This is a genomic window from Rhizobium sp. YS-1r (assembly GCF_000757525.1).
GTDB classification, from domain to species: Bacteria; Pseudomonadota; Alphaproteobacteria; order Rhizobiales; family Rhizobiaceae; genus Neorhizobium; species Neorhizobium petrolearium.
Genome location: NZ_JPYQ01000024.1, coordinates 126405 through 151484, shown reverse-complemented (window position 1 = coordinate 151484; position 25080 = coordinate 126405). Strand labels below are relative to the sequence as shown.

Here is a 25080-nt window from a genome sequence, read left to right as displayed (position 1 = left end):
TCCTCCCAGTTGAACAGGTTCATTTCCCTCCCGTCGCCTCTCAGGCGGCCGACGGGGAATCCTCCTTGACAGTCTCCGCCACCGCGGCTCCGGCAATGATCAGCTTGACGCCCGCGTCCTCGATCATCCGCGCGGCATCCTCAGAAATGCCGTCATCGGTGATGACCGTCGTCACGCGTTCCAGCGGGCAGAGAATGAGGCTGGAACGGCGGTGGAATTTCGAGGCGTCCACCATCACGATCAGTTCTTCGGCTTGGCTCATCAGCTTCTGTTCGCTCTGAATCACCAAAGCATCGGCTTCCATGACGCCGAGCGGACCGACGCCTTGCGCGCCGATAAACATCCGCCTTGCATAGAAGTTGCGGATCGCGTCGTTTTCGAAAGGCGACAGGATGAGGCTCTGCTCGCGATAGATCGCGCCGCCCGGCACCGTCACCGTGCTTTTCGAATGCTTGACCAGATGCTCGGCGATCGCAAACGAATTGGTCATCACCTGCAGGCGGCGCGCCGACATGAAATGCACCATCTGGAACGTGGTCGTGCCGCCATTGATGATGACGGAATCGCCTTCTTCGCAGAGTTCGACTGCGCGGCGTGCAATCGCACGCTTCTTATCGATATTGACGGATTCGGAAACCCGGAACGAGCGGGCGGCAAGCTGGCCGATCTGTGGCGGATGAACCGCCTCGGCCCCGCCGCGCACGCGTCGGAGCTTGCCCTGGACGTGCAGTGCCGCGATGTCGCGCCGGATCGTCGCTTCAGACGCTTCGGTCAGCTCGGCGATATCCTGCACCGTAATGACAGGCTTTTCCTGGACCGCGCTCAGAATGATGCGATGGCGTTCACGTTCGTGCATGGGGTTCCTCCTGAGCGCCAACTATTGCCGGAAATATTCCGTTGTCAATCAGAAACGATCAAATTCGCTTTTATTGCGCTGCACAATGAAAGTTTATGATCGTTTTTGATTGACATATGGCGAAGCAATGCGCGATATCCACCGTATGGGAGACGGCGGCGCCCGGTCGCTGTGAGCCGAAACACGTTGGGAGGAAAGCGATGTCGGGCCAAACCCGCCTTCTCGAAAACCGCTGGGACGATTCTTACGCTGCGAAGCTCGATGAGCCGGGCAAGCTGCTCTACCGCTCCAACCTCCTCGGCGCCGACAAGCGCATTACCAATTACGGCGGTGGGAATACCTCTGCCAAGGTGATGGAGAAGGACCCGCTGTCCGGCGAAAAGGTCCGCGTCATGTGGGTGAAGGGTTCCGGCGGCGATGTCGGCACGATCAAGCTCGATGGTTTCGCCACCCTGTACATGGACAAGCTGGAAGCGCTGAAGGGCCTCTACAAGGGAGTAGAGGACGAAGACCGCATGGTCGGTTTCCTGCCGCATTGCACCTTCAATCTCAATCCCCGCGCGGCTTCCATCGACACGCCGCTGCACGGTTTCGTGCCCTATACGCATGTCGACCACATGCATCCGGACGCCATCATCGCGATTGCCGCCTCGAAGAATTCGAAGGAACTGACGAAGCAGATTTTTGGCGACGAGATCGGTTGGCTGCCGTGGCGGCGGCCGGGCTTTCAGCTCGGGCTCGACCTTGAAGCATTCGTAAAGGCCAATCCGAATGCCAGGGGCGTCGTATTGGAGAGCCACGGCCTGTTCACCTGGGCAAACGACGCGAAGGCCTGCTACGAACTGACGCTTCAGATCATCAACAAGGCGATCGACTGGTTCGCGGGAGCGACCGAGGGCAAGACGATCTTCGGTGGCGCCGTGGCGAAGAGCCTGCCGGCAGCGGAGCGCCGCGCGATCGCCGCGAAGCTGATGCCGGAAATCCGCGGTCGCATCGGAAAAGCCGAGCGCAAGCTCGGCCATTTCGACGATCAGGATGCGGTGCTGGAATTCGTCAATTCGAAGAACCTGAAGCCCTTGGGCGCGCTCGGCACGTCCTGCCCGGACCACTTCCTGCGCACAAAGATCCGGCCGCTGATCCTCGATTTCGATCCGGCAAGACCGGATGTCGATGCGGTCATCGCCGTGCTCGACGAGGCGCTGGAGGAGTACCGCGCCGACTACACGCGCTATTACGAAACCTGCAAGCACGACAATTCGCCGAAGATGCGCGATCCCAATCCCGTCATCTTCCTGGTGCCGGGCGTCGGCATGCTGTCCTTTGCGCGCGACAAGGCGACCGCCCGCATCGCCGGCGAGTTCTATGTCAACGCGATCAACGTGATGCGCGGCGCCTCCACCGTTTCCGAATACCAGGGCCTGCCGGAGCAGGAAGCCTTCGACATCGAATACTGGCTGCTCGAAGAAGCCAAGCTGCAGCGCATGCCGAAGCCGAAGAGCCTTGCCGGCCAGGTGGCCTTCGTCACCGGCGGTGCGGGCGGGATCGGCCGGGCGACGGCTTCGCGGCTGATGGGCGAGGGGGCCTGCGTCGTGCTCGCCGATATCGACGGCGGTGCGCTTGAGGCGACCAGGGCGGATTTCGAAAAGTCCTTCGGCAAGGATGCTGTTCGAGGCGTCATTCTGGACGTCACCAAGGAAGACGCGGTCCTCGCCGCTTTCGTGGAAGCCTGCGTCGAATTCGGCGGCGTCGATATCCTTGTCTCCAATGCCGGCATTGCCTCCTCGGCCCCGGTCGAAGAAACCACGCTCGCCATGTGGAACAAGAATATCGACATCCTGACGACCGGTTATTTCCTTGTCTCGCGTGAGGCGTTCCGGCTGTTCCGGCGCCAGAAGCTTGGCGGCAATGTCGTCTTCGTCGCCTCCAAGAACGGGCTTGCCTCTTCGCCGAACGCATCGGCCTATTGCACCGCCAAGGCTGCCGAAATCCATCTTGCCCGCTGCCTGGCGCTGGAAGGTGCTGAAGCCGGCATCCGCGTCAATACCGTCAATCCGGATGCTGTGCTGCGCGGCTCGAAGATCTGGAGCGGCGAGTGGCGCGAACAGCGGGCGGCATCTTCAAAGATCGAGGTGAGCGATCTGGAGGAACATTACCGCAAGCGCTCGATGCTGAAGCTGAACGTCTTTCCGGAAGACATTGCCGAGGCGATCTACTTCCTTGCGTCCGACGCATCGTCCAAGTCGACCGGTAACATCATCAACGTGGATGCGGGCAACGCCCAGAGCTTTACGCGCTGACAGTTCGTCCGCCCGTTTCCGGCTCTCCCAAGGCCGGCGGCGGGTGGACCCTCTAAATTACGCCTTGGGGAGGAGACGTCATGACAGAGCTGAAGATTGCTGCGGACCTGATCGCTGCGGAAAACGACAAGCGCGCAGCCGCACTCAAATCCGATTACGCTGCGCTCGGCGAAAATCTGTCGCGCCGCGAAATCGATATCGACGCGATTACGAGACAAGTCGCGGATTTCTTCGTCGCGGTGCCCTCCTGGGGCGTCGGCACAGGCGGCACCCGGTTTGCCCGCTTCCCGGGATTGGGCGAACCGCGCGGCATCTTTGACAAGCTCGACGATTGCTCCGTCATCCATCAGTTGACCCAGGCAACGCCGACAGTCTCCCTGCACATTCCCTGGGACAAGGCGGATGCAAAGGAACTGAAGGCTAAGGGAGATGTGCTGGGCTTAAGCTTCGATGCGATGAACTCCAACACCTTTTCCGACGCGCCGGGGCAGAAACATTCCTACAAATACGGCTCGCTCAGCCACACCGATGCTGCGACGCGCAGCCAGGCGATCGAACACAATCTCGAATGCATCGAGATCGGCAAGACGATTGGCTCCAAGGCTTTGACGGTGTGGATCGGCGACGGCTCGAACTTCCCGGGCCAGAGCCATTTTATCCGAACCTTCGAGCGGTATCTTGCCTCCATGGGCGAGATCTACAAGGCGCTGCCGGACGACTGGCGGCTCTTTACCGAGCACAAGATGTATGAGCCCGCCTTCTATTCGACGGTGGTGCAGGATTGGGGCACGAACTACCTGATCGCCAACACGCTCGGATCCAAGGCCTTCTGCCTCGTCGACCTCGGCCACCATGCACCGAATACCAATATCGAGATGATCGTCGCTCGCCTTATCCAGTTCGGCAAGCTCGGCGGCTTCCACTTCAACGACTCGAAATATGGCGACGACGACCTCGACGCCGGTGCCGTCGAGCCCTACCGGCTGTTCCTCGTCTTCAACGAGTTGGTCGATGCGGAACATCGTGGCGCAAAGGGCTTCCATCCGGCCCATATGATCGACCAGTCGCATAACGTGACCGACCCGATCGAAAGCCTGATTTCCAGCGCCAACGAAATCCGCCGTGCTTATGCCCAGGCGTTGCTCGTCGATCGCGCGGCACTCGACGGCTATCAGCAGGACAACGATGCGCTGATGGCTTCGGAAACCTTGAAGCGCGCTTATCGCACCGATGTGGGACCGATCCTCGCGGAAGCCCGTCGCCGTGCCGGCGGCGCGGTAGATCCCATCGCAACATACCGCGTCAGCGGTTATCGCAAGAAGGTCGCGTCAGAGCGCCCGGCGTCAGCTGCCGGCAGCGGTGGGATTGTTTAGATTCTGATAGGCCGGCCGAAGGGTTAGGTGTGCCGTTCCTTAAAAAGGCATCGGTTCCAACTTCGAATTTGATTACCATGTTTCCGGTATTTCTCTAAGAAACCGGCGCGCGCCCGTAATGCGGCAGCTCAAAACGTGCATCGATAACCATCGGATTAATTGTTCCTTGATTATCAAATCCTAATGTTTCGGCTTGCAGGAATAACCTGCTGTTTATACAGATGCCGGTCCTATAGATGCAGAAAAGCCTACGCGCCCGATCCTCCCATTCCGCCCTTCTTGTTATAGCCGCTGTGACAGCGTTCTTCATCGTCGTCGGTACCATCCTGGCGGTGTTGGTGGCTTTGGCGGTCAAAGACATGACGGGGGCGGCAACGGCGATCGATGATGCCCGCGCACTCAATGCCGCTGGCGCCGCTGTGCGGGCCTTTCGGAACAATCTCAGCGCAACGGTCAGGGACAACGCCGTCTGGGACGATGCCTACAGGGCAATCGCGTCGGAGGATGCAAAGGATTGGGCCGTCGAGAACTGGGGCACGACGACGGAAGACTATCCGCTGTACGACATTGCCATCGTGCTGACGGCAGAGCGGGAGGTATTGATCTCCTACAAGAAAGGGCAGGAATTTGACCCAATCCGCTATTTCGGCGCAACGCTCTTTGAGTTTTCCGAAAAAGCGAGCAAGGCGGGCCAGAATACGGTTGCAGGTTTCGTGGCGACACCTGACGGCACCGTGCTTGTCGGAGCCAGTGCCATTCAACTTTATACGGCGACGGCCGATATCCCTCCGAGGTTCAGCACGCTCTTCCTCGCCAAGATGCTGACACCTGAGGCAGTGGCACAACTGGACCAAACCTTTCACCTTGGCGACTTGAGACTTGTTAGTTTTCCCAATGCCGACCATTTGAGCACGCCACTTCCAGGCGTCGACGGCAGAGCCATTTCCTATCTGGAATGGCCAAGCCGGGATCCGGGTTCAAAGATCTATCAGGAAGTTCGGGGCTATTTGCTTGCGGCCGCGTTGCTTCTCACCGGCTTCTTCGTTGCCATTGTTGTGACCGGTTCCCTTTCTGCCCGCAACTTCAAGCGATCGGCGCAACAGGCCCATCAGAGAGCAATTCATGATCCATTGAGCTCCCTCCTAAATCGAGCAGGATTGCTGGAAAGGCTGGACGAGCGGCTGGTTCGAAAGGTCGAGATGGACCTTCATTTTCTCGATCTCGACGGGTTCAAAGAGGTCAATGATGCGTGGGGACATGCCGTCGGTGACGCATTGATCAAGCTCGTTGCCGCCAGGATCGAAGCGCTTCTGCCCGATGATGCATTGTTCGCGCGTCTCGGTGGCGATGAATTCGCCATTGCCGTAGCGAAGGGAGCCGTCGATGAGCTTTCGGAAACGATCCTGCGCGCATTGGCGACCCCGTTCATTATCGGTGGAAGGACAATAGAGATCGGGGTAAGCATCGGTCTTGTTTCCACCGATGCAACTATCAATGACCCTCTCGAATTTGTCCGACGCGCCGACATGGCCTTGTACCGGGCCAAAGAAAATGGCCGAGGTCAGGCTGTCGCATATCACGGAGACCTTGACCTTGAGCGGGAGCATCGCACGAGACTAGAGGATAGTCTCCGTTCGGCGATCGCGTCTGCAAGCATTCACCCAGCCTATCAGCCATTGGTGGATGCGGAGACCGGAGAGCTGAAGGGGGTCGAAGCCCTGGCTCGGTGGACAACCGAAACCGGCCCGATCAGCCCGGAAGTCTTCATTCCGATCGCCGAACGCGCCGGTCTGATCGATGAACTTGGCCTGCACGTACTCTCGGCGGCTATCGACAGCGTTCGGCAATGGGACGATATCACCGTTTCCGTCAATGTCTCGCCGATACAGCTCAAGAATCCGAACTTTGCTGCAGATGTCGCAGCCGTTCTCAAGGCGAAGTCTTTCGATCCAGGCCGGCTGACGCTTGAAATCACCGAAGGTGTTCTGATGTCGAATCCTGAACACGCCAAGCGTTCGATTGCCAGCCTGAAAGCGATCGGCGTCAAGTTCGCCCTTGACGATTTCGGTTGCGGTTATGCGAGCATCGGGGCGTTGCGGGAGTTCGGTTTCGACCGCATGAAGATAGATCGATCGCTGGTAACGGCGATTGATAGCGAGCGGGGAGCGCGGATATTGGCCGCAACCATCTCCCTTGCCAATGCGCTCAACATTCCCGTAACGGCTGAGGGCGTCGAAACGCCGGCACAGGCCAAAGTTCTCAAGCTTTCCGGATGCGACCAGCTTCAGGGCTATTTGGTAGGCAAGCCCATGGCGGCCGTTGAAATCGAAAAAAGATTTATCTCACACGTGGCCTGAACCGCGCCAGGAGATTCCTTTCCTAGCGGAACCCTCCGCCTCAATGCTGGTTATTCCTCAAAGAAGGAGGATTTGACATGGGCATGAATGCACCAAAGAAAGGCGCACCGGGTACGACCGATCAGTCTCCGCGGTGGGAAGGACCACAGGAAAATATGCCGCGAGGCTACATGCCGGCCAAGGATGATCCGGATCGGGACAGAGATGCGCGCGGCGAGAACAATCGCGATCCATCTCGCGAAAAGCTTTCCGATGCCGGCAAGACCAAGGGAGACTGACATGAAGGAAAGCCAATCGCCCCGCGGTCCCGAAGCCGACGCAAAAGGTCAGTTCGCCAAGTCGCAAGCCGACAGGAAAAGCAGCGGCGTTCATAGCGCCAAGCCGACGGTCGTAACCGGGTCCGAGGATGCCACGGCACATCGCAACCCGCCAGGAAGGAAGGGTAAGGGGGGCTCCAACGACCATTAGTGCGGTCCGCACCAGGGCGCTGGTGCGGACGTTACTTCTTGAAAAACCAAAGGCCACTCACCAGATTGATTTCGCTTCTTTATCCGGTTTGACAGCGAAAGGAGGAAATCATGTACATCCCGGATATGCCATTTCGTGCGCCTGTCACGATCCGCCTGCAATCGGGCTTGGAGCGCAGTTTTGGAAGCGTCTATGACGCGCTGGATTTTCTGGAAAATGAATGGCCTTTAAAACACGGGGAGCGCTATCAGCGCGCCGTGCGAAGGTGCCGGGCAGCTTTGAACAGGATGCTTCCGACCGAGGTCGCCCGCGAGGCATTCATCGCCGCCTGCCTGGAGGCCGGCATGCCGGCGATCATGGTCGGCGGCATTGCTTTTGCTCCATCGGGTAACGGCAGGATCGCGGCTTCGTAAGCGAAGGCGGGGGACCGGTTGCCTGCATCGCGCCCGTTCCCCTGCTCGTTGAACGCATCTCTCGTACCCGGCATCGTCATGACTGGCCGCCTGACCGCAAGGCGGCCAAATCGCTCAGCGCTCCGAGGTTGTGCTAAGCTCAACCTTATCCCCATCCTCGTTCCCGATGAGGCGTTTGGATTGGGTATCTCGCTTTGTTTCGGCATAGGCCATCATCAGAGGCCCGACGCCCTTGATGTCATCCGGGCGGATTTCCTCCGAAAGATAATATTCCACCGTGCCGTCCCTGTATCGGCCGTTAAAACCGCCAAGACCCGCTACGCAACAGACATTGTGAAGCCTGATCATGCCATCCGGAGCCGGCCGCAATTCGTGTTCGATCAGCGATTGGAGAGCTGTCCGGCCGGCGTGCGCATAGGATGCCGATCCGGTGAGGCGCGCAAGCTTCTGGAGGAAATAGGAAAACATCGCTGTCGCCGAACTTTCTGGGTAATTCCGGGCTTCGTCGGGGCGGTCGATGACCTGCAGCCAGCGGTGGTCCGGCGTTCGAAGGGTCAACAATCGGGATGCGAGCGCCGAGGCTCGATCGACAAGTTCCTGCCGAACTGGGCCAAACGGCAGGCTCTCGATAATGTCGACGAAGGCCATGGCGAGCCAACCAATCGATCTTCCCCAATGGGCGGGCGAGAGGCCGCTTTCCGCATCCGCCCAGGATTGCTGCCGAGATTCGTCGTAGCCATGCCGGTAAAGGCCGGTCGCCTGGTCGTAAGTCAGGTCGAGCGCGGTCAGGAATTGCCGAAGCGTCTCATCTGCCATGTCGGGCCGGGAGGTGGCGCGGGCATATTCCATCTTGAACGGCAGAGCCATGTAGAGACCGTCCAGCCAGATCTGGTGCGGGTAGCGGAGCTTATGCCAATAGACGTCGCTTTCGGTGCGCGGATGCGTTTCAAGTTGCCGCGCGAGTAAAGTGGCGGCACTAAGCCAGGCAGTCTCGCCGGTTAGCCGGTAAAGGAAGACGAGGGCGCGGCCGGCCAGGATATTGTCGATGTTGAATTCCTCGATCTCATACCCGGCCAGCCGACCCGAGGCGTCGATCTGACCGCCGACCAACCGGATAAGATGGTCGAGCCAGCGGTCGTCGCCCGTCGCTTCATGGAGCGTAATCAGACCGCGATAGAGGCACCCGTCTTCGTAGCACCAAGCGCCGCCCTTATAATATTCGTAGTTGCGGACATAGGTCTCGAAGTAGTCTTGAAGCATCGGATTTCAGTCTTGTGCTGGATGAATGGAAAGAGGGGAGAGCCGTACAAGGCGGCTGAACGTGGCGTTTTCCGCAATGATTCCGGCGTGGCGGAGAGGCGAGAGACGGCAGGCCATTTCCGGCACCTCTGCCTCCGCCTCGGGCGCGAAGGAAACGGAATAATTCTCAAAGGTGATGTCGTGGATTGCCGCTTCCGGCAGGCCGTAAAAGACGGCTGCCGCCGTGCGGGCGCCGGAGACGGTAACATTTTCGATCGAGATTGATCTGATACTCGGCGTCTCGATGGATATCGGTAGCGGCGCTCGGGACTGGACGTAGTCCGACCGGCCATCGGCATCGCAGAAATAGAAGGAGTTGACGGCTACTGGTGTCGCGACCTCCTCCATAAGGCTGTCCGCAATCCTGATGTCCGAAACCATGCCGCCGCGTCCCCTCCGGGTCTTGATGCGCAGGCCGCGGTCCGTGCCCCTGAAGTGGCAATTCCGGATGGTGATGTCCCGGACACCGGCACTCATCTCGCTGCCGATGACGACGGCGCCATGGCCGCGTTCCATGAAGCAGTTGGAGATACTTACGCGTTCCGTGGGCAGGTCCGGCCCGCCGCGCGGGCTGCGCTTGCCGGCCTTTATGGCTATGCAGTCGTCTCCGACCGAGATGTGCAGCCCGACGAGACGGACGTCAGCACAGCTTTCGGGGTTGAAACCGTCCGTATTCGGCGAATCCGGATGATTGTAGATTTTCAGGCCGACAGCCAGCACTCGCCTGCAGAGGACCGGATGAATCGTCCAGGAGGGCGAATTGCGGATGGTAAGGCCGGAAAGGGTCACGTCCTCACATCCGGAGAGAAAGACGGTCCGTGCCCGGCGGGCGCCCTGACGTGTCTCCTTGGGCCAGGACCACCAGTCTCCGCGGTCGCCGCCGCCATCGATGATACCGGCGCCGGTGATCGAAAGGTTCCGGCAGTCGATCGCGTTGATGAGGCCTGCATAACAGGCTTCCGCCACGCCCTCCCAAGTACCGAGTACACGGCCATCGGGATGACGAGCAGGTATGATAGGAAAGTCTTCCCTTTCGGAGGTCGCCGCCAATTCCCCTCCCTCTTCAATCAGCAGTGTCATGCTGCTCTTGAGGAAGACCGGGCCGCTTAGCCAGCGGCCCGCGGGTATCTTGAGCGTTCCTCCGATCGGAAGAGCGGCAATGGCGCTCTCAATCGCTTCAGCATTGTCCGATGATCCGGTCGACGCGCCGAAATCGCGGATGTCAATTAAAGCGGTTTCGTTTCGCGTTGTGAACTCAAGACGGGCATCGCCTATCTGGAGAGAATAAAGGCTGCCCGGCTCCAGCCCATTGACCGAGGAGACGACACGCCGTGTCGTCTCCTCGGCTACAAGGCCACCATCAGCATCCCGCACTTCCCAGGCGAACGTAGCGTCACGTTCAAAGAAATACCTTCCGGCATCGACGCTGAAGGTCGCACTGCGTGATCCGGTCGTCAGAAGTTCGATGGTGGCCGTCACGTCTTCAGATCCCCGTCAGTGCTTCATTGATGCCGGCGATGATTTCGGCCGCGGCGTCCTCGGCGGACTGTTGGCCGTAGGCGAAGGCTTCGAAATTGCTGTCGAAGGCTTCGGTGACCCGCGGATGCTCGTTGAGCGGCGAAACGCCGGGGCTCGTCGGCTCCATCACTTGCTTGTAAGCCTCCAACTGCACAGGCTTGATCTTGCCTTCCTTGGTCAGGATATCGAGGGCTGCCTTGCTGGAGGGAATGCCTCGAGTGGCGCCCATCACCTTCGCCGCTTCCGGGTCGTTGAGCAGGCAATTGACGATCTGCGCTGCCGCCTTCGGGTCCTTGCTGTTCTTGGAGATCGCAAACAGCATGGAAGGCTTGCGATAGACACCGTCCGTCTTGGCTCCGTCGATCGTCAGGAGCTTGACCGGGACCAGTTCCTGCCCCTTTTCCATGGGGGTTGAAATCTTCCCGTAGGTGCTGTCCCACTGATAGGTGCCGGCGATCTGGCCCTTCGCCCATTTCTGGTTTTCATGCAGCGGCGTGTTGCCGGCGGCGGCAACCTGTTTCCAGGATTCGATGACGCCTTTGTCGACCAGGGTCTGGTAGAATTCGAGACCCTCGACGAGCTCCTCTTCCGTCCAGGCGACCTGGTTCGTCGCAGGGTCGATCAGGTCCTTGCCGGTCTTTTGCGTGGTGCGTAGGATGACCACAAGCCGGGCGTCGAGGGCGGCGCCTTCGAAGGGATAGTAGTCCTTGCCGAGCTTTTCCTTCATCTTCGGTGCGGCAGCGGTCAGTTCATCCCAGGTCCTGGGGATCGGGACACCGGCCTTGTCGTAGGTCGTCTTGTTGAACATGAAGACGCGCCCGGTGGTGGAGACCGGAATGCCGTTCAGCTTGCCCTTGACGGTGCCGCTGTCGAGGTCGGCCTTGGTCCACTGGCCGAGGTCGATGATGTCCTTGTACTGATAGAGATCGGCAAAGCCGGTGCCGTTCTTGGTAAAGAGCGGCAGCCACGGCCAGTTGATCTGCAGGATATCGGCTTCGGTGCCGCCGGCAAGCTGGGTGGCGACCTTCTCCTGATGTCCGGTCCACCCGGTGAACTCGGGCGCGATCGTGTGGCCGAACTTGCCGCCGCAAATCTTCAGGGCTTCCTGCGTTGCAAGGTGACGGTCGTCGCTGCCCCACCAGGACATGCGCAGATCCGCAGCGAATGCTGTCGAAAGGCCGGTAGCGGCAAACAGTGCCGCCGTGATGATCATGGTTCTCATTTTGGCTCCTCCCAGGTTGGAACGGTGAAATTTCAGACCGCCAGGCTGATATTCTCCCCGGTCTGGCGGTCGAACAGATGTACTCCCCTCGGGTCCGGGCTCAGCCAGACCCAATCGTCGCGCAATGCGCCGCGGTCGTAGGCCGCAGACGGCACGACGGCGATCAGTCGCTTCGGGCCGATGTCGACATAGAGGTAGACTTCATGGCCCATGAACTCGATGTGATTGAGCTTGCCTTTGAGTGTTGCCGGCGTCTCAGCGGCGGCAAGGCGCAGATGCTGAGGCCGGATGCCGAGCGTTACCGCGCGGTGCGAATTTCCCGACAGGCGAGAGGCGAAATCTTCACCGAGCTCGACCGTCTGATCCGCTGTCCGGATGCTGCTTTCTCCCACAAGCTCTCCGTCCAGGAAGTTCATTTCCGGACTGCCGATGCAACCTGCGACAAAGGTATTGGCAGGGCGATTGTAAAGCGTCACCGGGTCGGCGACCTGCATGATGTGCCCGTCCTTCATCACACAGATGCGGTCGCCCATGGTCATGGCTTCCGTCTGGTCGTGGGTCACGTAGATGACGGTCGCCTGCTGTCCCTCGGCCTTCAGGCGCTTATGCAGGTCGGTGATGCGCACACGCATCGAGGCGCGCAGCTTCGCGTCGAGATTCGAGAGCGGCTCGTCGAACAGGAAGACCTGCGGCTTCTTGATGAGTGCCCGGCCGACAGCGACCCGCTGGGCCTGACCTCCGGAAAGTTGCTTCGGAAGCCGGTCGAGGAGCGGGTCGATCTCCAGAAGGCCGGAGACGTGCTGCGTCGCCTCCGCGATCTCTGTAGCCGGGCGGCGCTTCAGCCGCATGCTGAAGGAGAGATTCTTGCGCACCTTCATATGAGGGTAGAGAGCATAGTTCTGGAAGACCATGGAAATGCCGCGGTCGCCCGGGGTTTTGTCGTTAACAAGCTCACCACCGATGAGGATCTCGCCGCCGGTAATCCGTTCGAGGCCGGCGATCATGCGCAGCGTCGTCGATTTGGCGCAGCCGGACGGGCCCACCAGCACCATGAACTCACCATCCTCGACATCGAGGTTGATGCCATGCACCGCGCGGAACGAGCCATAGTCCTTTTCGAGGTTTCTCAGTTGCAGACGCGCCATGTCGATTATCCTTTGATGCCGCCGGACGAGATGCCGTCGATGAAATATTTCTGCGCGAGGAAGAAGACCGCGAGCGCCGGCGTCAGCGTCAGGACGGACATGGCGAGCACGCGATTCCATTCGAACGCTTCCGTGGTGTCGATCGAGAGTTTCAACGCCAGCGAAACCGGATATTTGTCCACCGACGAGATGTAGATCAGTGGCCCCAGGAAGTCGTTCATCGTCCACATGAACTGGAAGAGGCAGACGGAGATCAGCGCCGGCATGAGCAGCGGCACGACGATAAAGATCAGCGCCTGCCACGTGGTGGCGCCATCGACACGTGCGGCTTCTTCCATGTCGCGAGGAATGGCGCGCAGGAACTGCACAAGCATGAAGACGAAAAAGGCGTCTCCCGCAAAAGCCGAGGGTACCCACAGCGGCAGAAAGCTATCGAGCCATCCGAGGTCGCGGAAAAGCAGGTATTGCGGAATGCGGGTGACCACGTTCGGCAGGAGCAATGTCGCGATCAGCGAGGCGAAGAGCAGCTTCTTGAACGGAAACTCGAAGCGAGCGAAACCGTAGGCGACTGCCGTGCATGAGATGGCCGTGCCGATCACTTTGGGGACGACGATCCAGAGCGTGTTCAAAAAGAACGTGCCGAAGGAATAGGGCGTCGACGTCCTCCAGCCCTTGATATAGCCGTCAAGTGTCGGATTCTCGGGCCAGAAGCCGGGATTGGCAAAGATCTCGGAATTGGTCTTGAAGGATGCGCCGATCAGCCAGATCAGCGGATAGAGCATCAGCAGGCCCACTCCGGCGAGCAGTGCATAACGAAATGCCATGCTGAGCCGATGGCTGCGCACTTCGCGCGCGCGCATGGTGTCAATGTCGCCGACCGTGGGTGCGGTATTGGAAAGCACATGCTCGGTCATGATCAGTTCCTCTTGTCGCCGGCGTAGTAGACCCAGTGGCGCGAGGACCAGAAGGCCACGAGTGTGAGCAGCATGATGATGACGAAGAGGACCCAGGCGATCGCCGAGGCATACCCCATGTCGAAGCGCTTGAAGGCCTCATCATAGATGTAGAGCGGCAGGAGATAGGTGGATTTCAGCGGGCCGCCTTGCGTGATGATGTAGGGGCCGTTGAACTCCTGGAAGGCCTGGACCATCTGCATGATCAGGTTGAAGAAGATGACCGGGGTGATGAGCGGCAGCGTGATATAGACGAAGCTTGTCCAACGGCCGGCGCCGTCGATCGCGGCAGCCTCATAAAGCGTCCTGTCGATGCTCTGAAGTGCGGCGAGGAAGATCACCATCGCCGAACCGAACTGCCAAAGCCTCAGCAGCGTGATGGTGAACAGCGCATTGGCCGGATCGCCAAACCAGTTGACGGGTTCGAAGCCAATCAGATTCAGGCCCATATTGACGAGGCCGACATCCGCAAAGATATATCGCCACAAAACGGCGATTGCGATCGAGCCGCCGAGGATGGACGGTACATAATAGGCCGTGCGGAAGACATTGATGAACTTCAGCTTGTAGTTCAGGATCACCGCCATGAAGAGAGCGAAGGCGAGCTTCAGCGGCACGGTCGTGAAGACGTAGACGAGCGTTACCCAGAGTGATTTGCGGAAGGTCCGGTCGTTGGTGAAGAGTTTGATGTAGTTCGCCAAGCCGGTGAAGATCGGCTCGTTCATCAGGTTATAGTTGGTGAAGCTCAGGTAGAGCGATGCCACGAACGGAAGGGCCGTGAAGATCAGCAGCCCGATGATGTAGGGCGATAGATAAAAAAGACCCAGGAACCGGCTCTCTCCGCTCATGCCGCTGTCCTCGACTTTGCCAGCGCTTCGGCCTCCCGGTGCTGGGATCTATCGATGATCTGGCAGGGGTCAGAAATCCGGATGAGCAGGGCGAGCGTTCCGCCCTGGGCAAGGTCGCCCATGAGTTTCGCCGGCCCGTTGCGCGCGCCCCTGCAAAGGGCAATGTTAAACGACGAGATACTTCCCTTATTGTGCATCGTATTTTTGGCACAGAAATCCCGCGGCGCCCGCAACGACGGCGGGCTCCTGAAAAATCTAACGCCATTTCCTCCCAATCTGGCCTTCAAGCGTGTTGAGGTCTTGGTTCCCGCACTGATAATCTCATCTTGTTGTAGAGATCAAATCGACAAATTCGGGGAAAAGGATGGATAAAATTGAAGGTAGCGTACTCGCCGGGATTCCGATGGGTGCACTTGCCCTGACACTCACGCGTTCAACCATAAGGATGCAGCATTCCCACACCTGGAGCGTCGACAAGTCTAACAGTGTCCATGATCTCATCATCTGTCTGACGGGCTCGGCGCATTACGAGGTGGACGGAGAGGCAATCCTCATGTCGCCGGGCCGGGCGATGCTGTTGCCGGCGGACACGCACTTCATCGGCTATTCGACCTCGAAGGAGCCTTATACGGGAATTGCCCAACACTTCATGCTTGACCTCTTCGGTCGGCTGGACATGATCTCCCAGATGCATCTCAAGCGGTCCGTTGCCCTTGCCCGCTGGGATATGATGGAGCCGCTGACGCGCTACTATCACGACAATTCGCCGCCCTATTCCACCACACTCCTGCAGCATCATCTTTTCATGTTCCTTCTGATCGAATTCATCGAGCAGGCACATATCGGATGGCGAGAGCAATCGGTCGGTAACGTCAACAATCCCGACGCGCTTTCATTTTCCATCATGGTAGCGGCAAGTCAGATTGCCGCCGATCCGCTCAACGATCAGATTGTGGAACGCGCTCTGAATTCGGCGCCTTATAATCTCGACTATTTCAAGCGCGAGTTCCGCAAGCGCGTTGGATGGACCCCGGACAAATTCCAGGAATTCAAACGGATGGAGAGAGCCATGGGGCTGATGGCTGGAGGTTGCAGCGTCAAGCGCGCGGCAGAGCTTTCGGGATATTCCGATGCCTATTATTTCTCCCGCATGTTCAAGCGCTATATCGGCATCAGCCCGCTTGGATATCAACAATCGGAAAAACGTAACCGCGAAGGCGCATTTCCGCGAGGCGAAGAGGACGGGCAGCTCCTTTATCCCCTGCCACGATGAGCTCGATGGTGTGTGGCATCCACGAAGGCACGGATTGATCCCAATTCGGTATGAGATAAAAGTCCAGGCTTGCCTCAAGCTACGGCCTGAGCGTTTCGAAGCTCAGTTCATCTGGCCGGCCGACGGATCGGAAGACGCCAGAGAGAGGACCTTTTCCCCTTGAGAAGGAATTGAACGGGCCTTTCCAGGCACTCGTAGCCGGCGACACCCGCGAGTGTACCGAGCACGACGGCCGCAAAAAGGATTGCCGGAGCCGCGAGCGATAACGAGACGCCAACCTGTGCCACGACGGAAACGGCGAAAGTATGCCAGAGATAGATGGAATAGGAGCTGTCGCCGAGATAGGTGAGTGCGGGAAGATTCGGCAGCTTACCGCTGGCTTCAACGGCCAGCGCTCCCGACACGAGCATCACCGCCAGCGGTCCACATGACCAGGCATCGAATTCAAGCTTCAGCAGATGGATCGCAGCAAAGCCTGCTATTGAAGTTCCCACGAGAACAAGGCCGATCGAGGGGGAGGGCAAACGTCCGCTGCGCCACAATTTTGCGAGCGCCGCTCCGGCTACGAATTCGAGGATGACCGGTGCCGTATAGAAGCCGATGATCTGGCTCGTTGGCTGCAGCAAGGCTCCGGCGGCAACAAGCAGGCCAAACAGGACGGCCAGGGCCGGGAGCCGTGAGGCGGGTTTCAGAAACAAGATCAGCGCGAATACCGCATAGAAGAAGATCTCGTAGTTCAGCGTCCACCCCTGCACCAGTACCGGCCACAGGTTTCCCGAACTTGGAGACGTTACCGGGATGAAGAAGAACGATCCGAGCATATGCTCGAGGTTGAGTTTCAGGTTCGGGAAGAGCCCGATAACCGCACCGATGATCATGACCGCAGTCGCGGCCCAATAGGCCGGTGCGATGCGCTGAAGGCGGCTGCGGAAGAAATCGGCGGGGCTGACTGGCCGGCTGTCGCTGAGAGCCACCATGATGAAACCGCTGACCACGAAGAAGACATCGACGCCGGCCGCGCCGATCGTGAAATGCAAGCCGGTGCGCTCGCCGGCATGAAAGATCACGACGGCCATCGCTGCGAATGCCCTCAGGTACTGAATTGAGTAGAGCGTCTGCATCCTGGGTATCCTTCAGCGCGGGGTTTAGGCGGTCCGGCGCCCCGCGATAAGCGTTCAGCCCGTATGGGCGCTGTTCAGGCCGGAAACATATTGGTCGAAATAGGGGCGGGAGAGGCGGGACTGTACGATCGTCAGCTTCCCGACGGCAAAATAGAGGAGGAACGAGCCGATATGATAAGGATGCATGATGTCGATCTCGACAAAGGAACGGACCAGCAGCAGGCTGGCTATGCCGAAGAGGAGAAGCGATCCGGGATTCCTGTCGACGGTCAGCAGTCGTCTCAGGTGACTAACGATGGTTATCAGCAGAATAAGGGCAAGCAGAAGCGTGCCGCCCAAGCCGGTTTCCACCATGGCTTCGATATAGGTGTTGTGGAAATGGAAGCCGCTTCGCGAGGCGATGAAGAAGTCCTGCCACAATCGTTCCGCTTCGGAAAACCCCGGCACCCAATAGGCCTGATAGCCGATTCCGAAATAGGGGTTATCGCGGGCTGCGGCGATGCCCTGTTGCCAGAGATAGGTTCTGCCGGTCAGGGTCGAATCCTTGCCGAAGACGGAGAGGATCACATCCATCGCGCCGAATTGCAGTGCCCCAACGCCGATGACTGCCATTATGATCAGGGACGCGGCGAAGAATACCCGCCGGTTCTGTGGCGTAAAGAACATGATGACCTGCATACCGACACAGAGAGCCACGGCACCAAGCGTCGTAATGACGGATGTTGCCGATTGTGACGCGGCGAGCGAATAGACCGAAAGCAGGCCGATCAGGCCGGAGGCGATGAACCAGAGACCGCGCGCCCGGAAGATCAACACCGTTGCATAGGAAAAGAAAACGCCGAGCGAAGCATAAAGGCCGAGCTGGTTCTTGGAGGAAAAGGCGCCGACGAAACTGTAAGTGCCATCAAGCGAATCGTAAAGATAGGTTCCGAACAGAAGCGAATACAGCAATACCAGCCCGCATCCAGCGACGGCGCCGCGCGATAGAGTAGCGACGGTCATCGTCCGCATTGCGATCAGTGCACAGATGATGTGCGTCAGATACTGCACGGATGCACGCATCGATACCGGAGGAGCCGCCGACCAGAACACCGACAGGAAACAGAAAAGTGCGAAGGAGAATACCCACAGGTATCTGAAGGAGTTGCCGAGGACGCGGCGATAGTCGATCAGGACGAGCGGAAACCAGACGGCATAATAGGCCAGGATGGAAACCTGCCCCAGCCGGCTCGAATAGGCGAACACGAAGAAAGAAAGCGCGATCGCAGCCACGCCGTAGACTTCATTGCGGGCCGGATCGATCAACGCAGATTTGGCTATCCTCATGCATGCCTCATTGCATCAAAAGCTCGGAACTGACCTTGATGACATCGCCGGGCAAGAGCCTGTCGTTTTCGCCCACCATGACTTCCTTCGGCCCTTCTCCCTGGTCCCGCACGACGACATATTTGATGGTGGCAGCCTTGCCGGTAGGGTCGAATTTCAGCGCTTCAGCGGATTGGGCCAGCGCTTCCGACATCAGTTCGCGACTGGTGCTGAGCTGCAGCCCGAGTTTTTCGAGTTCGGCTTCGGTATCCTGCAGTTCCTTGGCGCGTTGCGCCTCCCAGTCATTACGCAGATTGATTTCGTCCTGATTGGCCTGGTTGATGTCCTGTTTGGCGCGAAGCGCTGCCGTATCCGTATCCAGCATGTTCGATTCGAGATCGGCTGCCCGCTCCTCGGCCGTCAGGCGCCGGCTGGAAGTGGCAAGGCCTTGTTCCGTCAGCTTGGCCATCTTGTCGCGGTCCTCGCTGACAAGCTGCAGCTGGCGCTTCTGTGTCTCGGACTTCTGGGCGAGCGATTGGACTTCCTTTTCGAGCAGTTCCCTGAGATCGGCCAATGCCTTCAACTGAAGTTCATAACGATCCCGCCGGGATTTCATCAGCGCCGTCTCGCTGGCGATAAGCTGGTCGGCATTTGCGACATTCTGAAGCTCCGGCGGGACCTTCAGTTCGTCGACGCCGGCGACTTCCGCAAGCAGGCGGGCGCGACGGGCAAAAAGCCGGCTGCGCCCGGAATCATAGACTACCGCTTCGCCGCGAGCATTAATGAAATCACGGGCGAAACGTTGTCCTGCATCGGACCGGCGGAGCCCGCCGGCGAGGCTGACGGCCTTCAGAACCGTCAGGTTGGGGCCATAGGGATATTCGCCGGGCCTATCGACATCGCCGGTTACGAAAACCGGGCGGAACTCAGCGATTTCCACCGAGGCTGATGGCAAGTTGCGTAATGCGAACTTGCTGCGCAGCTCTTCACCGATGGCTTTTGCCACGTCGGCGGTCGTCTTTCCCGCAGCTGCGAGGTCACCGATGAAGGGTAGCGAGAGGGAACCCGTTGGCCCTATCGTATAATCGCCGCTGATCGCATCCCAATTTCGAACGGTGCCTTCGGCAGGCTGCCATTCAGCCACCCGAATGCGCAGCTTGTCCATAACACCGAGTTGATATCCGGTTTCATCCGCTGCGGCGCTTTCGGTCGATATGACAAGGAGCGCTCCAACCAGAAAGCATAAAATCCTCCATGCGGAGGCGGTTCGTATCTGCATTTGACTTTTCCTCAAATCGCGCGGTTGCGTCCACGCTTGGGGAGCATCATTTTTCCGAAACCGGCCGCGGACAGGGATTTCGGATTTCTTCTGGGGCAAGAGAAGGCGAACGATCAGTAGCTGCCGCGTGCCAGGCAAACGGCGGGAATCGTTTTCGCAATGATTGCGAAGTCGCCGAGAAGCGACCAGTTCTGGACGTATTGGGTATCGAAAGCGATGCGGGTTTCGTAGGAGACGTCGTTGCGACCGCTGATCTGCCAGAGACCCGTGAGGCCCGGGCGGGTCCGCAGGTAATAAGCGGCAAAGCTGTCGTAGAGGTTCAGTTCCTCATCGACGACAGGTCTTGGACCGACCACGCTCATTTCACCTCGAAAAATGTTGATGAGCTGCGGGAGTTCATCGAGGCTGAGTTTGCGTAGCACTGTCCCAACAACCGTCACACGCGGGTCGACCTTGAGTTTGCGGGTGGCCCGCCACTCTTCGGCTGCTTGTGGATTGGCGTTCAGATAGTTTCGCAGGACCTCGTCGCCATTGACAGCCATCGTGCGGAACTTGAGGCATCTGAATGACCGGCCGTTATGGCCTATCCGACGATGCCCGTAGAAGACCGGACCATTGTCGGAAAATTTCACCAGCGCCGCAATCATCAGAAAGATCGGGCTGAAAAGGATGAGGGCTAGAGCGGCTGCGGTGATGTCGAAGGTACGTTTTGCCAAGCCACCGGTCGGGAAAGCCAAGTCGGCTTGGTCGGGGCTTGAAAACGGCGAACCTGCCGAACGTGTCGCTGACTTCATAGAGTTAACTCCATTTAGGTTTTGCGATAGTCGGTGCCATTGCGGCGCGTTATTCCGAGCCCATGGGATAATAAGTCTGTGTTCGGAATTTGATGCCAGTCAAATTTTTTGTGCGGCCATTTCCGATGGGCGGCCGCTGCCGGCTGGGGGATGCCGGAGGGATATTGGTTAACTTGAGAGGCGTTGGTTTATATGTTTGGAAATACTAATTCTTGTATGTAAAATCCTGTTTGTTGCGAATAGTTTCCGACTGTGTCCGGTTATTTCCCGCTTTTTGTCTCGTCGCTGCCCCAGCTACACCCGACCGTGCTTCTTTGAGAGTGGGACCAAAGTAGCTTGCACTTAGGACCAAAGGCCCAGCCCTGCTGCGCCGCAATACAATGCTGCGCTGCAATAATCGTAGGTGTGCCGTCTTAAGCTTTGTAACAAAAGTTGATCGCATAACCGGCCACTCTACCCGACGCAACTCGGGAATTGTTCCAAACGCGGCGAAACCGGGCTAAAATGTGGCGAAAACGAGGCGTAAGCACTGTGGTACAGGGGTATCAAGCGCTATGACGGGCTATATTTTCGCGGAACTTGCGAAACCTTACGAAAGTTTCACCAATAGCCTGACATAATCGAGATAGGAAACTTGAATCCTCTCCTGCAGGCTCCTATGGTTGTTCCATTGGGAGAGGAGCCGAAAGATCGATGAACTGAGCAAGTTTAAGTTCGGGAGGAGGAATTATGTACGCACCGCGCGTCTTTGTCAGCATGACAGGGGTACTGATCGTTTTTGCGGTGTCTGCGTATTTTATGACCGGATCGTTTTATACGGCGCTTATACAGACATTGATCTGTGCCGTACTTCTCCAGGTCGGTTATTTCATCGGCGTTCTTTACCTGGTGCGACGCGAAAAGAAGCTTCGCGAAGAGAACATTTCATCAGAGGCGGCCAGCATCAAAAACTCGAAGGACAGCAGTCGACGCGACGGTCTGCGCGCCGATGCCGCTCCGAATTTACCCGCCAGTGACACCTGATTTGTCTCGTTCGAATTTTTTTACGAGATTTCACACGAGGGCCATTTTCCTGCGTCCATAGTTCCACCAACCGATGAAGCTTGGAGAGGGCTATGGCTGAAACTACTCACCAGACAATCTGCGTCATCATCGCGGCCCGGAATGCTGCCGAAACGATCGGGGTCGCGATTCAATCGGCCCTGAATGAGATGCATGTCGGCGAGGTCGTCGTGGTCGATGACGGTTCGACGGATGCGACGGCGACGGTTGCACGGCAAGCCGATGACGGATCGGGTCGCCTGACCGTCGTTTCCTTTGAAAAAAACCGTGGTCCTTCCGCTGCCCGCAACCACGCCGTTGCGATATCGCGCGCCCCGCTGATCGCCATCCTCGATGCCGACGATTTCTTCTTTCCCGGCCGTTTCGCGCCGATGCTCGAAGAGGATGGATGGGATCTCATCGCCGATAACATCGCCTTCATCTACGAGCCAACCGAAATCATTCATCCAGAGCGCTTCGAGACGAGGGCGCGTACAATGTCACTGACCGAATTCGTCGAGGGGAATATCTCGAAGCGCGGCGTGAAGCGTGGGGAGACCGGTTTCCTGAAACCGATGATACGTCGGAATTTCCTGGAGGCTCATGGGCTGCGTTACAAGGAGGAGATGCGACTTGGCGAGGACTATGATTTCTATGTCCGGGCACTGGCAAAAGGCGCCCGCTACAAGGTGATCGAGCATTGCGGCTACGGCGCCGTGGTCCGGCATGATTCGCTCAGCGGCCGGCATCGCACAGAGGATTTGCGCACGTTCTACGAAGCGGACGAGGCAATTCTCGCCGACCGGAGGCTCCCCGACGAGGCGAGGGCCGTCATTACGCGACATCGCGACCATATTCGCGACCGCTACGAGTTGCGTGCTTTCCTCGACGTCAAGTCGCACGCCGGCAAGTTCGCCGCAATTCGCCATATCCTAACCCGCCCGCAGGTGTTGCCGGCGGTGGCGACAGGCATCTTTCTCGACAAGCTCGATCTCCTGCGTTCGAAATCATCTCCGGCGGCGGTTGAGCCTCCGAGGACGCGCTATCTCCTGCCTGGTATCCCTGCCGTTCAGAAATAGTCGCGGCGGATCCCATCCAGCATCGTGCGGAACTGTTCCTTCCGCTCTTCGATGACATTATCGGGGCTGAGGCGTGGTTCGGCGCGGCTTGCCTGCCAGAGTGCCAGCACGGAGGGAGAGGCCAGAAACTGCTTGGCCATTCCGCGAAGCCCGGTCTGTGAGGGAGGCCTGCGGGTCATGACTTCGCCTCCCGGGTTTTGCGGCGTCGCCTCGGGGGCGGGCTGCTCCCCGTCGAAGCGCACGCCCCAGAAACGGGAGCGTTTGGCGACGGCCTCTGCGCGGGTGGATACCGGCACATAGCGAGGTTCATAGGTGGTGCCGACGGAGCTTGCCCAGTCGTTCCATTTGAAATTGTTGATCGAACGCGAGGTGCTGACAGCAATCCAGGGAACACGGAAGGCATCCGCCAGGATAGCGCCGTGCATGGATTCGGCGATTATCAGCTCCGACTGCGCAATGTGGCGGATGACGGATTTCGCTTCGCCGCGGGGGTCGAGGTAAGCGAGGCCGACCGGCTCGCAAACCGCCTCCCACATGCCGAATTCGGCCGATTCCCAATGGGGAATGAAGGTTTTCCTGTGGACCTTAGGGAGGCTCTGGAATTCCGGCATGTCTGTGATCATCGCCGCCGGATCGGTAATCGCCCTTTCTGGCGGCAGGCCAAGCTTGGCGGCCGTCAACGGACCGCGAACCGCACGCACGTCCCATTCCGCCGGATCGCCGATATCCGGCGGCGTGCCATAACCATAACCGCTGCCCACCACGAGCTTCTTCTGTCCCGCTGGCAGCAGGACCGGATTGAGAACAGTGCCGACACCTACGAGAAGTATCTCCGGATTCACGTCCCGAAAGCCGGGCAGCAGTGCGTCCCAGAGCCAGAGGTTGAGATCGTCGCCGAAATTGCCGTGATGCGATTCCCAGTAGTACGCTTTCATGCGGGCCTCCATGGGATAATGGTTGAATGGGACGTCCTGGTTTCAGCGAGCGCTGCGACCGAATTTTCCGGCGCCGAGTTCGAAGGCTGCCCGAAGCAAGCCAGGATCACGCATCACCCAGCGGGCGAGCAGGCCGAAATCCGGAGCCTGACGTCGTTTCACTCGTCCGGCCTGGCTCCAGAGCGCCTGGCGGCGGGCGGTGTTTTTGTAGGATGCGATCGACGCTACGTCGCCAGGGCGGGAGCGGAAACGCTGTTCCAGCGTGTCAAGCGCGACCCAGGTGTTGAACTGCTGGCGCAGGAACTGCGGCGAGCGGTTGTCGATGCTGTGGAAGATGTTGAGGCCCATGCCGCGGCCCGCCCCCGCCTCGTCGCAGAGCAGGGTTCGTTTCGATTTGAGAATGCAGTCGCAGAAGAACAGCACATCTTCTGCAGCCAATCGCAGCGAGGGTTCGAAGCGGATCGTTTCGAAAACCGGCCGCGCGATCACCATGCAGGATAGATGCAGGAAGCTCCAGTTCTTCAGCATCACGCTTGCCAGATTCGACATCTCGATGACGAGGGGATCTTCGGACAGCCGCGTGCCGCCCTCCGCCTTTTCGAGCTCGGCCATGCCGAAGTGATAGTAGAACTCGTCGCTCGCCTGCATGGAGGCCCAGTAGCACTCGGCATCGAACCGGGTCATGCAGTCAAACGCGTTCTTCAGATGGTCCGGCAGCCAGATGTCGTCCGAATCGAGAAGGGCGACGAAACGAGTTTCCGCCGGTACGTTATCGAGGCCGGTATTGCGTGCAGCTCCTGGTCCGCCATTTTTCTGGCTGATCACCCGGATGCGCGATTTCCAGGTTTCATCAATGCCTTGAAGCTCGGTGTCGGCGGGAAGGGGGGACTCATCATCGACGATGACTATATCGAAATCCTGATAGGTTTGATCGAAGATCGATTTCAATGCGCGGCCAAGAATGCCGGCCTCTCTTTGGTAAAATGGGATAACAACCGTGAACGTCGCCATGTTTTAGCCCTGCTTCCTCGAAGAATTGCAAGCCACCGACTTTCGCCGGGCTCCGGGTTTAGGCGGCAGCTCGCTGCCGTATTCGACTGACCTCCAGCAACGGGATTCGACCTGTGGCTCCAGGTCACGACACTAAGACCATCACGCAAGTGCCGGCTGGAGCGCGCTATCTAAGACCGCTACATTCGGGCTGAAATTTGTCACCATGTCCATTCTGGCAAGACCGCTGACACCGGAAGATGTCGGATCGGGTGGCCGGAGAGGCCGCCTGGCCAGCAGTCTATCGACGGATCACCGCCTTTGTGATGACGCTCCGCATGCGCGTTTTCCTGCCTGTTTTGGGCGGACGGGTTAACAAATCTTCGATATGGAAGTGCTGGCTGCACTGCCGCGGGACGGGTTTCCTCCTTGCGGAGCGGACGCTTCTGAGAAATTTTCCAGTCTATTCGACGTCGCGGGATGCGCGAGCCGGTCAGACGCCTCGCCTGCCCGA

At 58.7% G+C, this 25080-nt stretch carries 22 protein-coding genes; 9 read left to right on the top strand and 13 right to left on the bottom strand.

What is annotated here, in order from left to right; all coding sequences use genetic code 11:
• Positions 1 to 40 precede the first annotated feature (40 nt).
• On the bottom strand, positions 41 to 856 hold the full coding sequence (locus tag JL39_RS16745; RefSeq protein WP_037152823.1) for a DeoR/GlpR family DNA-binding transcription regulator: 816 nt from the start codon (positions 854 to 856) through the stop codon (positions 41 to 43).
• A 200-nt stretch (positions 857 to 1056) separates the two neighbouring features.
• Here JL39_RS16745 and JL39_RS16740 point away from each other — a divergent pair, with 200 nt between their 5' ends.
• From JL39_RS16740 to JL39_RS16715, 6 genes are all read left to right on the top strand, one after another.
• Complete coding sequence (locus tag JL39_RS16740) at positions 1057 to 3153, top strand: bifunctional rhamnulose-1-phosphate aldolase/short-chain dehydrogenase (RefSeq protein ID WP_037152820.1); 2097 nt, start codon at positions 1057 to 1059, stop codon at positions 3151 to 3153.
• An 80-nt stretch (positions 3154 to 3233) separates the two neighbouring features.
• On the top strand, positions 3234 to 4526 hold the full coding sequence (gene rhaI, locus JL39_RS16735; protein ID WP_037152816.1) for an L-rhamnose catabolism isomerase: 1293 nt from the start codon (positions 3234 to 3236) through the stop codon (positions 4524 to 4526).
• A gap of 236 nt (positions 4527 to 4762) precedes the next feature.
• Positions 4763 to 6883: a bifunctional diguanylate cyclase/phosphodiesterase gene (locus tag JL39_RS16730; RefSeq protein ID WP_037152813.1), complete on the top strand. Its 2121-nt coding sequence runs from the start codon at positions 4763 to 4765 to the stop codon at positions 6881 to 6883.
• 77 nt (positions 6884 to 6960) lie between these two features.
• Entirely contained in the window at positions 6961 to 7161 is a 201-nt protein-coding gene (locus JL39_RS16725) for a hypothetical protein (protein ID WP_037152810.1), read from the top strand.
• Position 7162: 1 nt separating this feature from the next.
• The gene (locus JL39_RS16720) at positions 7163 to 7351 is read left to right on the top strand and encodes a hypothetical protein (protein WP_037152806.1); all 189 of its coding nucleotides are present in this window, start codon (positions 7163 to 7165) and stop codon (positions 7349 to 7351) included.
• Positions 7352 to 7461: 110 nt separating this feature from the next.
• Complete coding sequence (locus JL39_RS16715; protein WP_037152803.1) at positions 7462 to 7764, top strand: DUF982 domain-containing protein; 303 nt, start codon at positions 7462 to 7464, stop codon at positions 7762 to 7764.
• A 114-nt stretch (positions 7765 to 7878) separates the two neighbouring features.
• Here the strand turns inward: JL39_RS16715 and JL39_RS16710 are convergent, their stop codons facing one another.
• The 6 genes from JL39_RS16710 to JL39_RS16685 are packed head-to-tail and all read right to left on the bottom strand — an operon-like array spanning position 7879 to position 14749.
• Entirely contained in the window at positions 7879 to 9024 is a 1146-nt protein-coding gene (locus JL39_RS16710) for a glycoside hydrolase family 88 protein (RefSeq protein WP_052182927.1), read from the bottom strand.
• 6 nt (positions 9025 to 9030) lie between these two features.
• A complete protein-coding gene (locus tag JL39_RS16705) occupies positions 9031 to 10542 on the bottom strand; it encodes a glycoside hydrolase family 28 protein (protein WP_037152799.1) in 1512 nt (503 codons plus the stop codon).
• A 4-nt stretch (positions 10543 to 10546) separates the two neighbouring features.
• Positions 10547 to 11803 carry an ABC transporter substrate-binding protein gene (locus JL39_RS16700; RefSeq protein ID WP_037152796.1) on the bottom strand — a complete coding sequence of 419 codons (1257 nt, stop codon included), beginning with the start codon at positions 11801 to 11803 and terminating at the stop codon, positions 10547 to 10549.
• A gap of 32 nt (positions 11804 to 11835) precedes the next feature.
• Positions 11836 to 12948: an ABC transporter ATP-binding protein gene (locus JL39_RS16695; protein WP_037152794.1), complete on the bottom strand. Its 1113-nt coding sequence runs from the start codon at positions 12946 to 12948 to the stop codon at positions 11836 to 11838.
• Positions 12949 to 12953: 5 nt separating this feature from the next.
• Complete coding sequence (locus JL39_RS16690) at positions 12954 to 13808, bottom strand: carbohydrate ABC transporter permease (RefSeq protein ID WP_037153694.1); 855 nt, start codon at positions 13806 to 13808, stop codon at positions 12954 to 12956.
• Positions 13809 to 13864: 56 nt separating this feature from the next.
• Positions 13865 to 14749, bottom strand: a complete 885-nt coding sequence (locus JL39_RS16685; protein WP_037152792.1) for a sugar ABC transporter permease — start codon at positions 14747 to 14749, stop codon at positions 13865 to 13867.
• Positions 14750 to 15113: 364 nt separating this feature from the next.
• Between JL39_RS16685 and JL39_RS16675 the strand changes: the two genes are divergently transcribed.
• Complete coding sequence (locus JL39_RS16675; RefSeq protein ID WP_037152787.1) at positions 15114 to 16022, top strand: helix-turn-helix domain-containing protein; 909 nt, start codon at positions 15114 to 15116, stop codon at positions 16020 to 16022.
• Positions 16023 to 16129: 107 nt separating this feature from the next.
• Here JL39_RS16675 and JL39_RS16670 read toward each other — a convergent pair whose 3' ends face one another.
• From JL39_RS16670 to JL39_RS16655, 4 genes are all read right to left on the bottom strand, one after another.
• Complete coding sequence (locus tag JL39_RS16670; RefSeq protein WP_037152784.1) at positions 16130 to 17143, bottom strand: acyltransferase; 1014 nt, start codon at positions 17141 to 17143, stop codon at positions 16130 to 16132.
• Between the two features lie 54 nt (positions 17144 to 17197).
• Positions 17198 to 18469 carry an O-antigen ligase gene (locus tag JL39_RS16665; RefSeq protein WP_037152781.1) on the bottom strand — a complete coding sequence of 424 codons (1272 nt, stop codon included), beginning with the start codon at positions 18467 to 18469 and terminating at the stop codon, positions 17198 to 17200.
• Positions 18470 to 18476: 7 nt separating this feature from the next.
• A complete protein-coding gene (locus tag JL39_RS16660) occupies positions 18477 to 19727 on the bottom strand; it encodes a polysaccharide biosynthesis/export family protein (protein WP_037152779.1) in 1251 nt (416 codons plus the stop codon).
• A 113-nt stretch (positions 19728 to 19840) separates the two neighbouring features.
• Complete coding sequence (locus JL39_RS16655; protein WP_037152778.1) at positions 19841 to 20521, bottom strand: sugar transferase; 681 nt, start codon at positions 20519 to 20521, stop codon at positions 19841 to 19843.
• Positions 20522 to 21250: 729 nt separating this feature from the next.
• On the opposite strand from JL39_RS16655, the gene JL39_RS32820 reads away from it, so the two are divergent.
• A complete protein-coding gene (locus JL39_RS32820) occupies positions 21251 to 21544 on the top strand; it encodes an exopolysaccharide production repressor protein (protein ID WP_052182925.1) in 294 nt (97 codons plus the stop codon).
• Between the two features lie 92 nt (positions 21545 to 21636).
• The gene (locus JL39_RS16645; RefSeq protein WP_037152777.1) at positions 21637 to 22641 is read left to right on the top strand and encodes a glycosyltransferase family 2 protein; all 1005 of its coding nucleotides are present in this window, start codon (positions 21637 to 21639) and stop codon (positions 22639 to 22641) included.
• Here JL39_RS16645 and JL39_RS16640 read toward each other — a convergent pair.
• Both JL39_RS16640 and JL39_RS16635 read right to left on the bottom strand, forming a co-directional pair.
• The gene (locus tag JL39_RS16640; protein WP_037153687.1) at positions 22632 to 23576 is read right to left on the bottom strand and encodes a polysaccharide pyruvyl transferase family protein; all 945 of its coding nucleotides are present in this window, start codon (positions 23574 to 23576) and stop codon (positions 22632 to 22634) included. The genes JL39_RS16645 and JL39_RS16640 overlap by 10 nt on opposite strands.
• A gap of 42 nt (positions 23577 to 23618) precedes the next feature.
• Positions 23619 to 24587: a glycosyltransferase family 2 protein gene (locus tag JL39_RS16635; RefSeq protein WP_037152775.1), complete on the bottom strand. Its 969-nt coding sequence runs from the start codon at positions 24585 to 24587 to the stop codon at positions 23619 to 23621.
• Between the last annotated feature and the right edge of the window lie 493 nt (positions 24588 to 25080).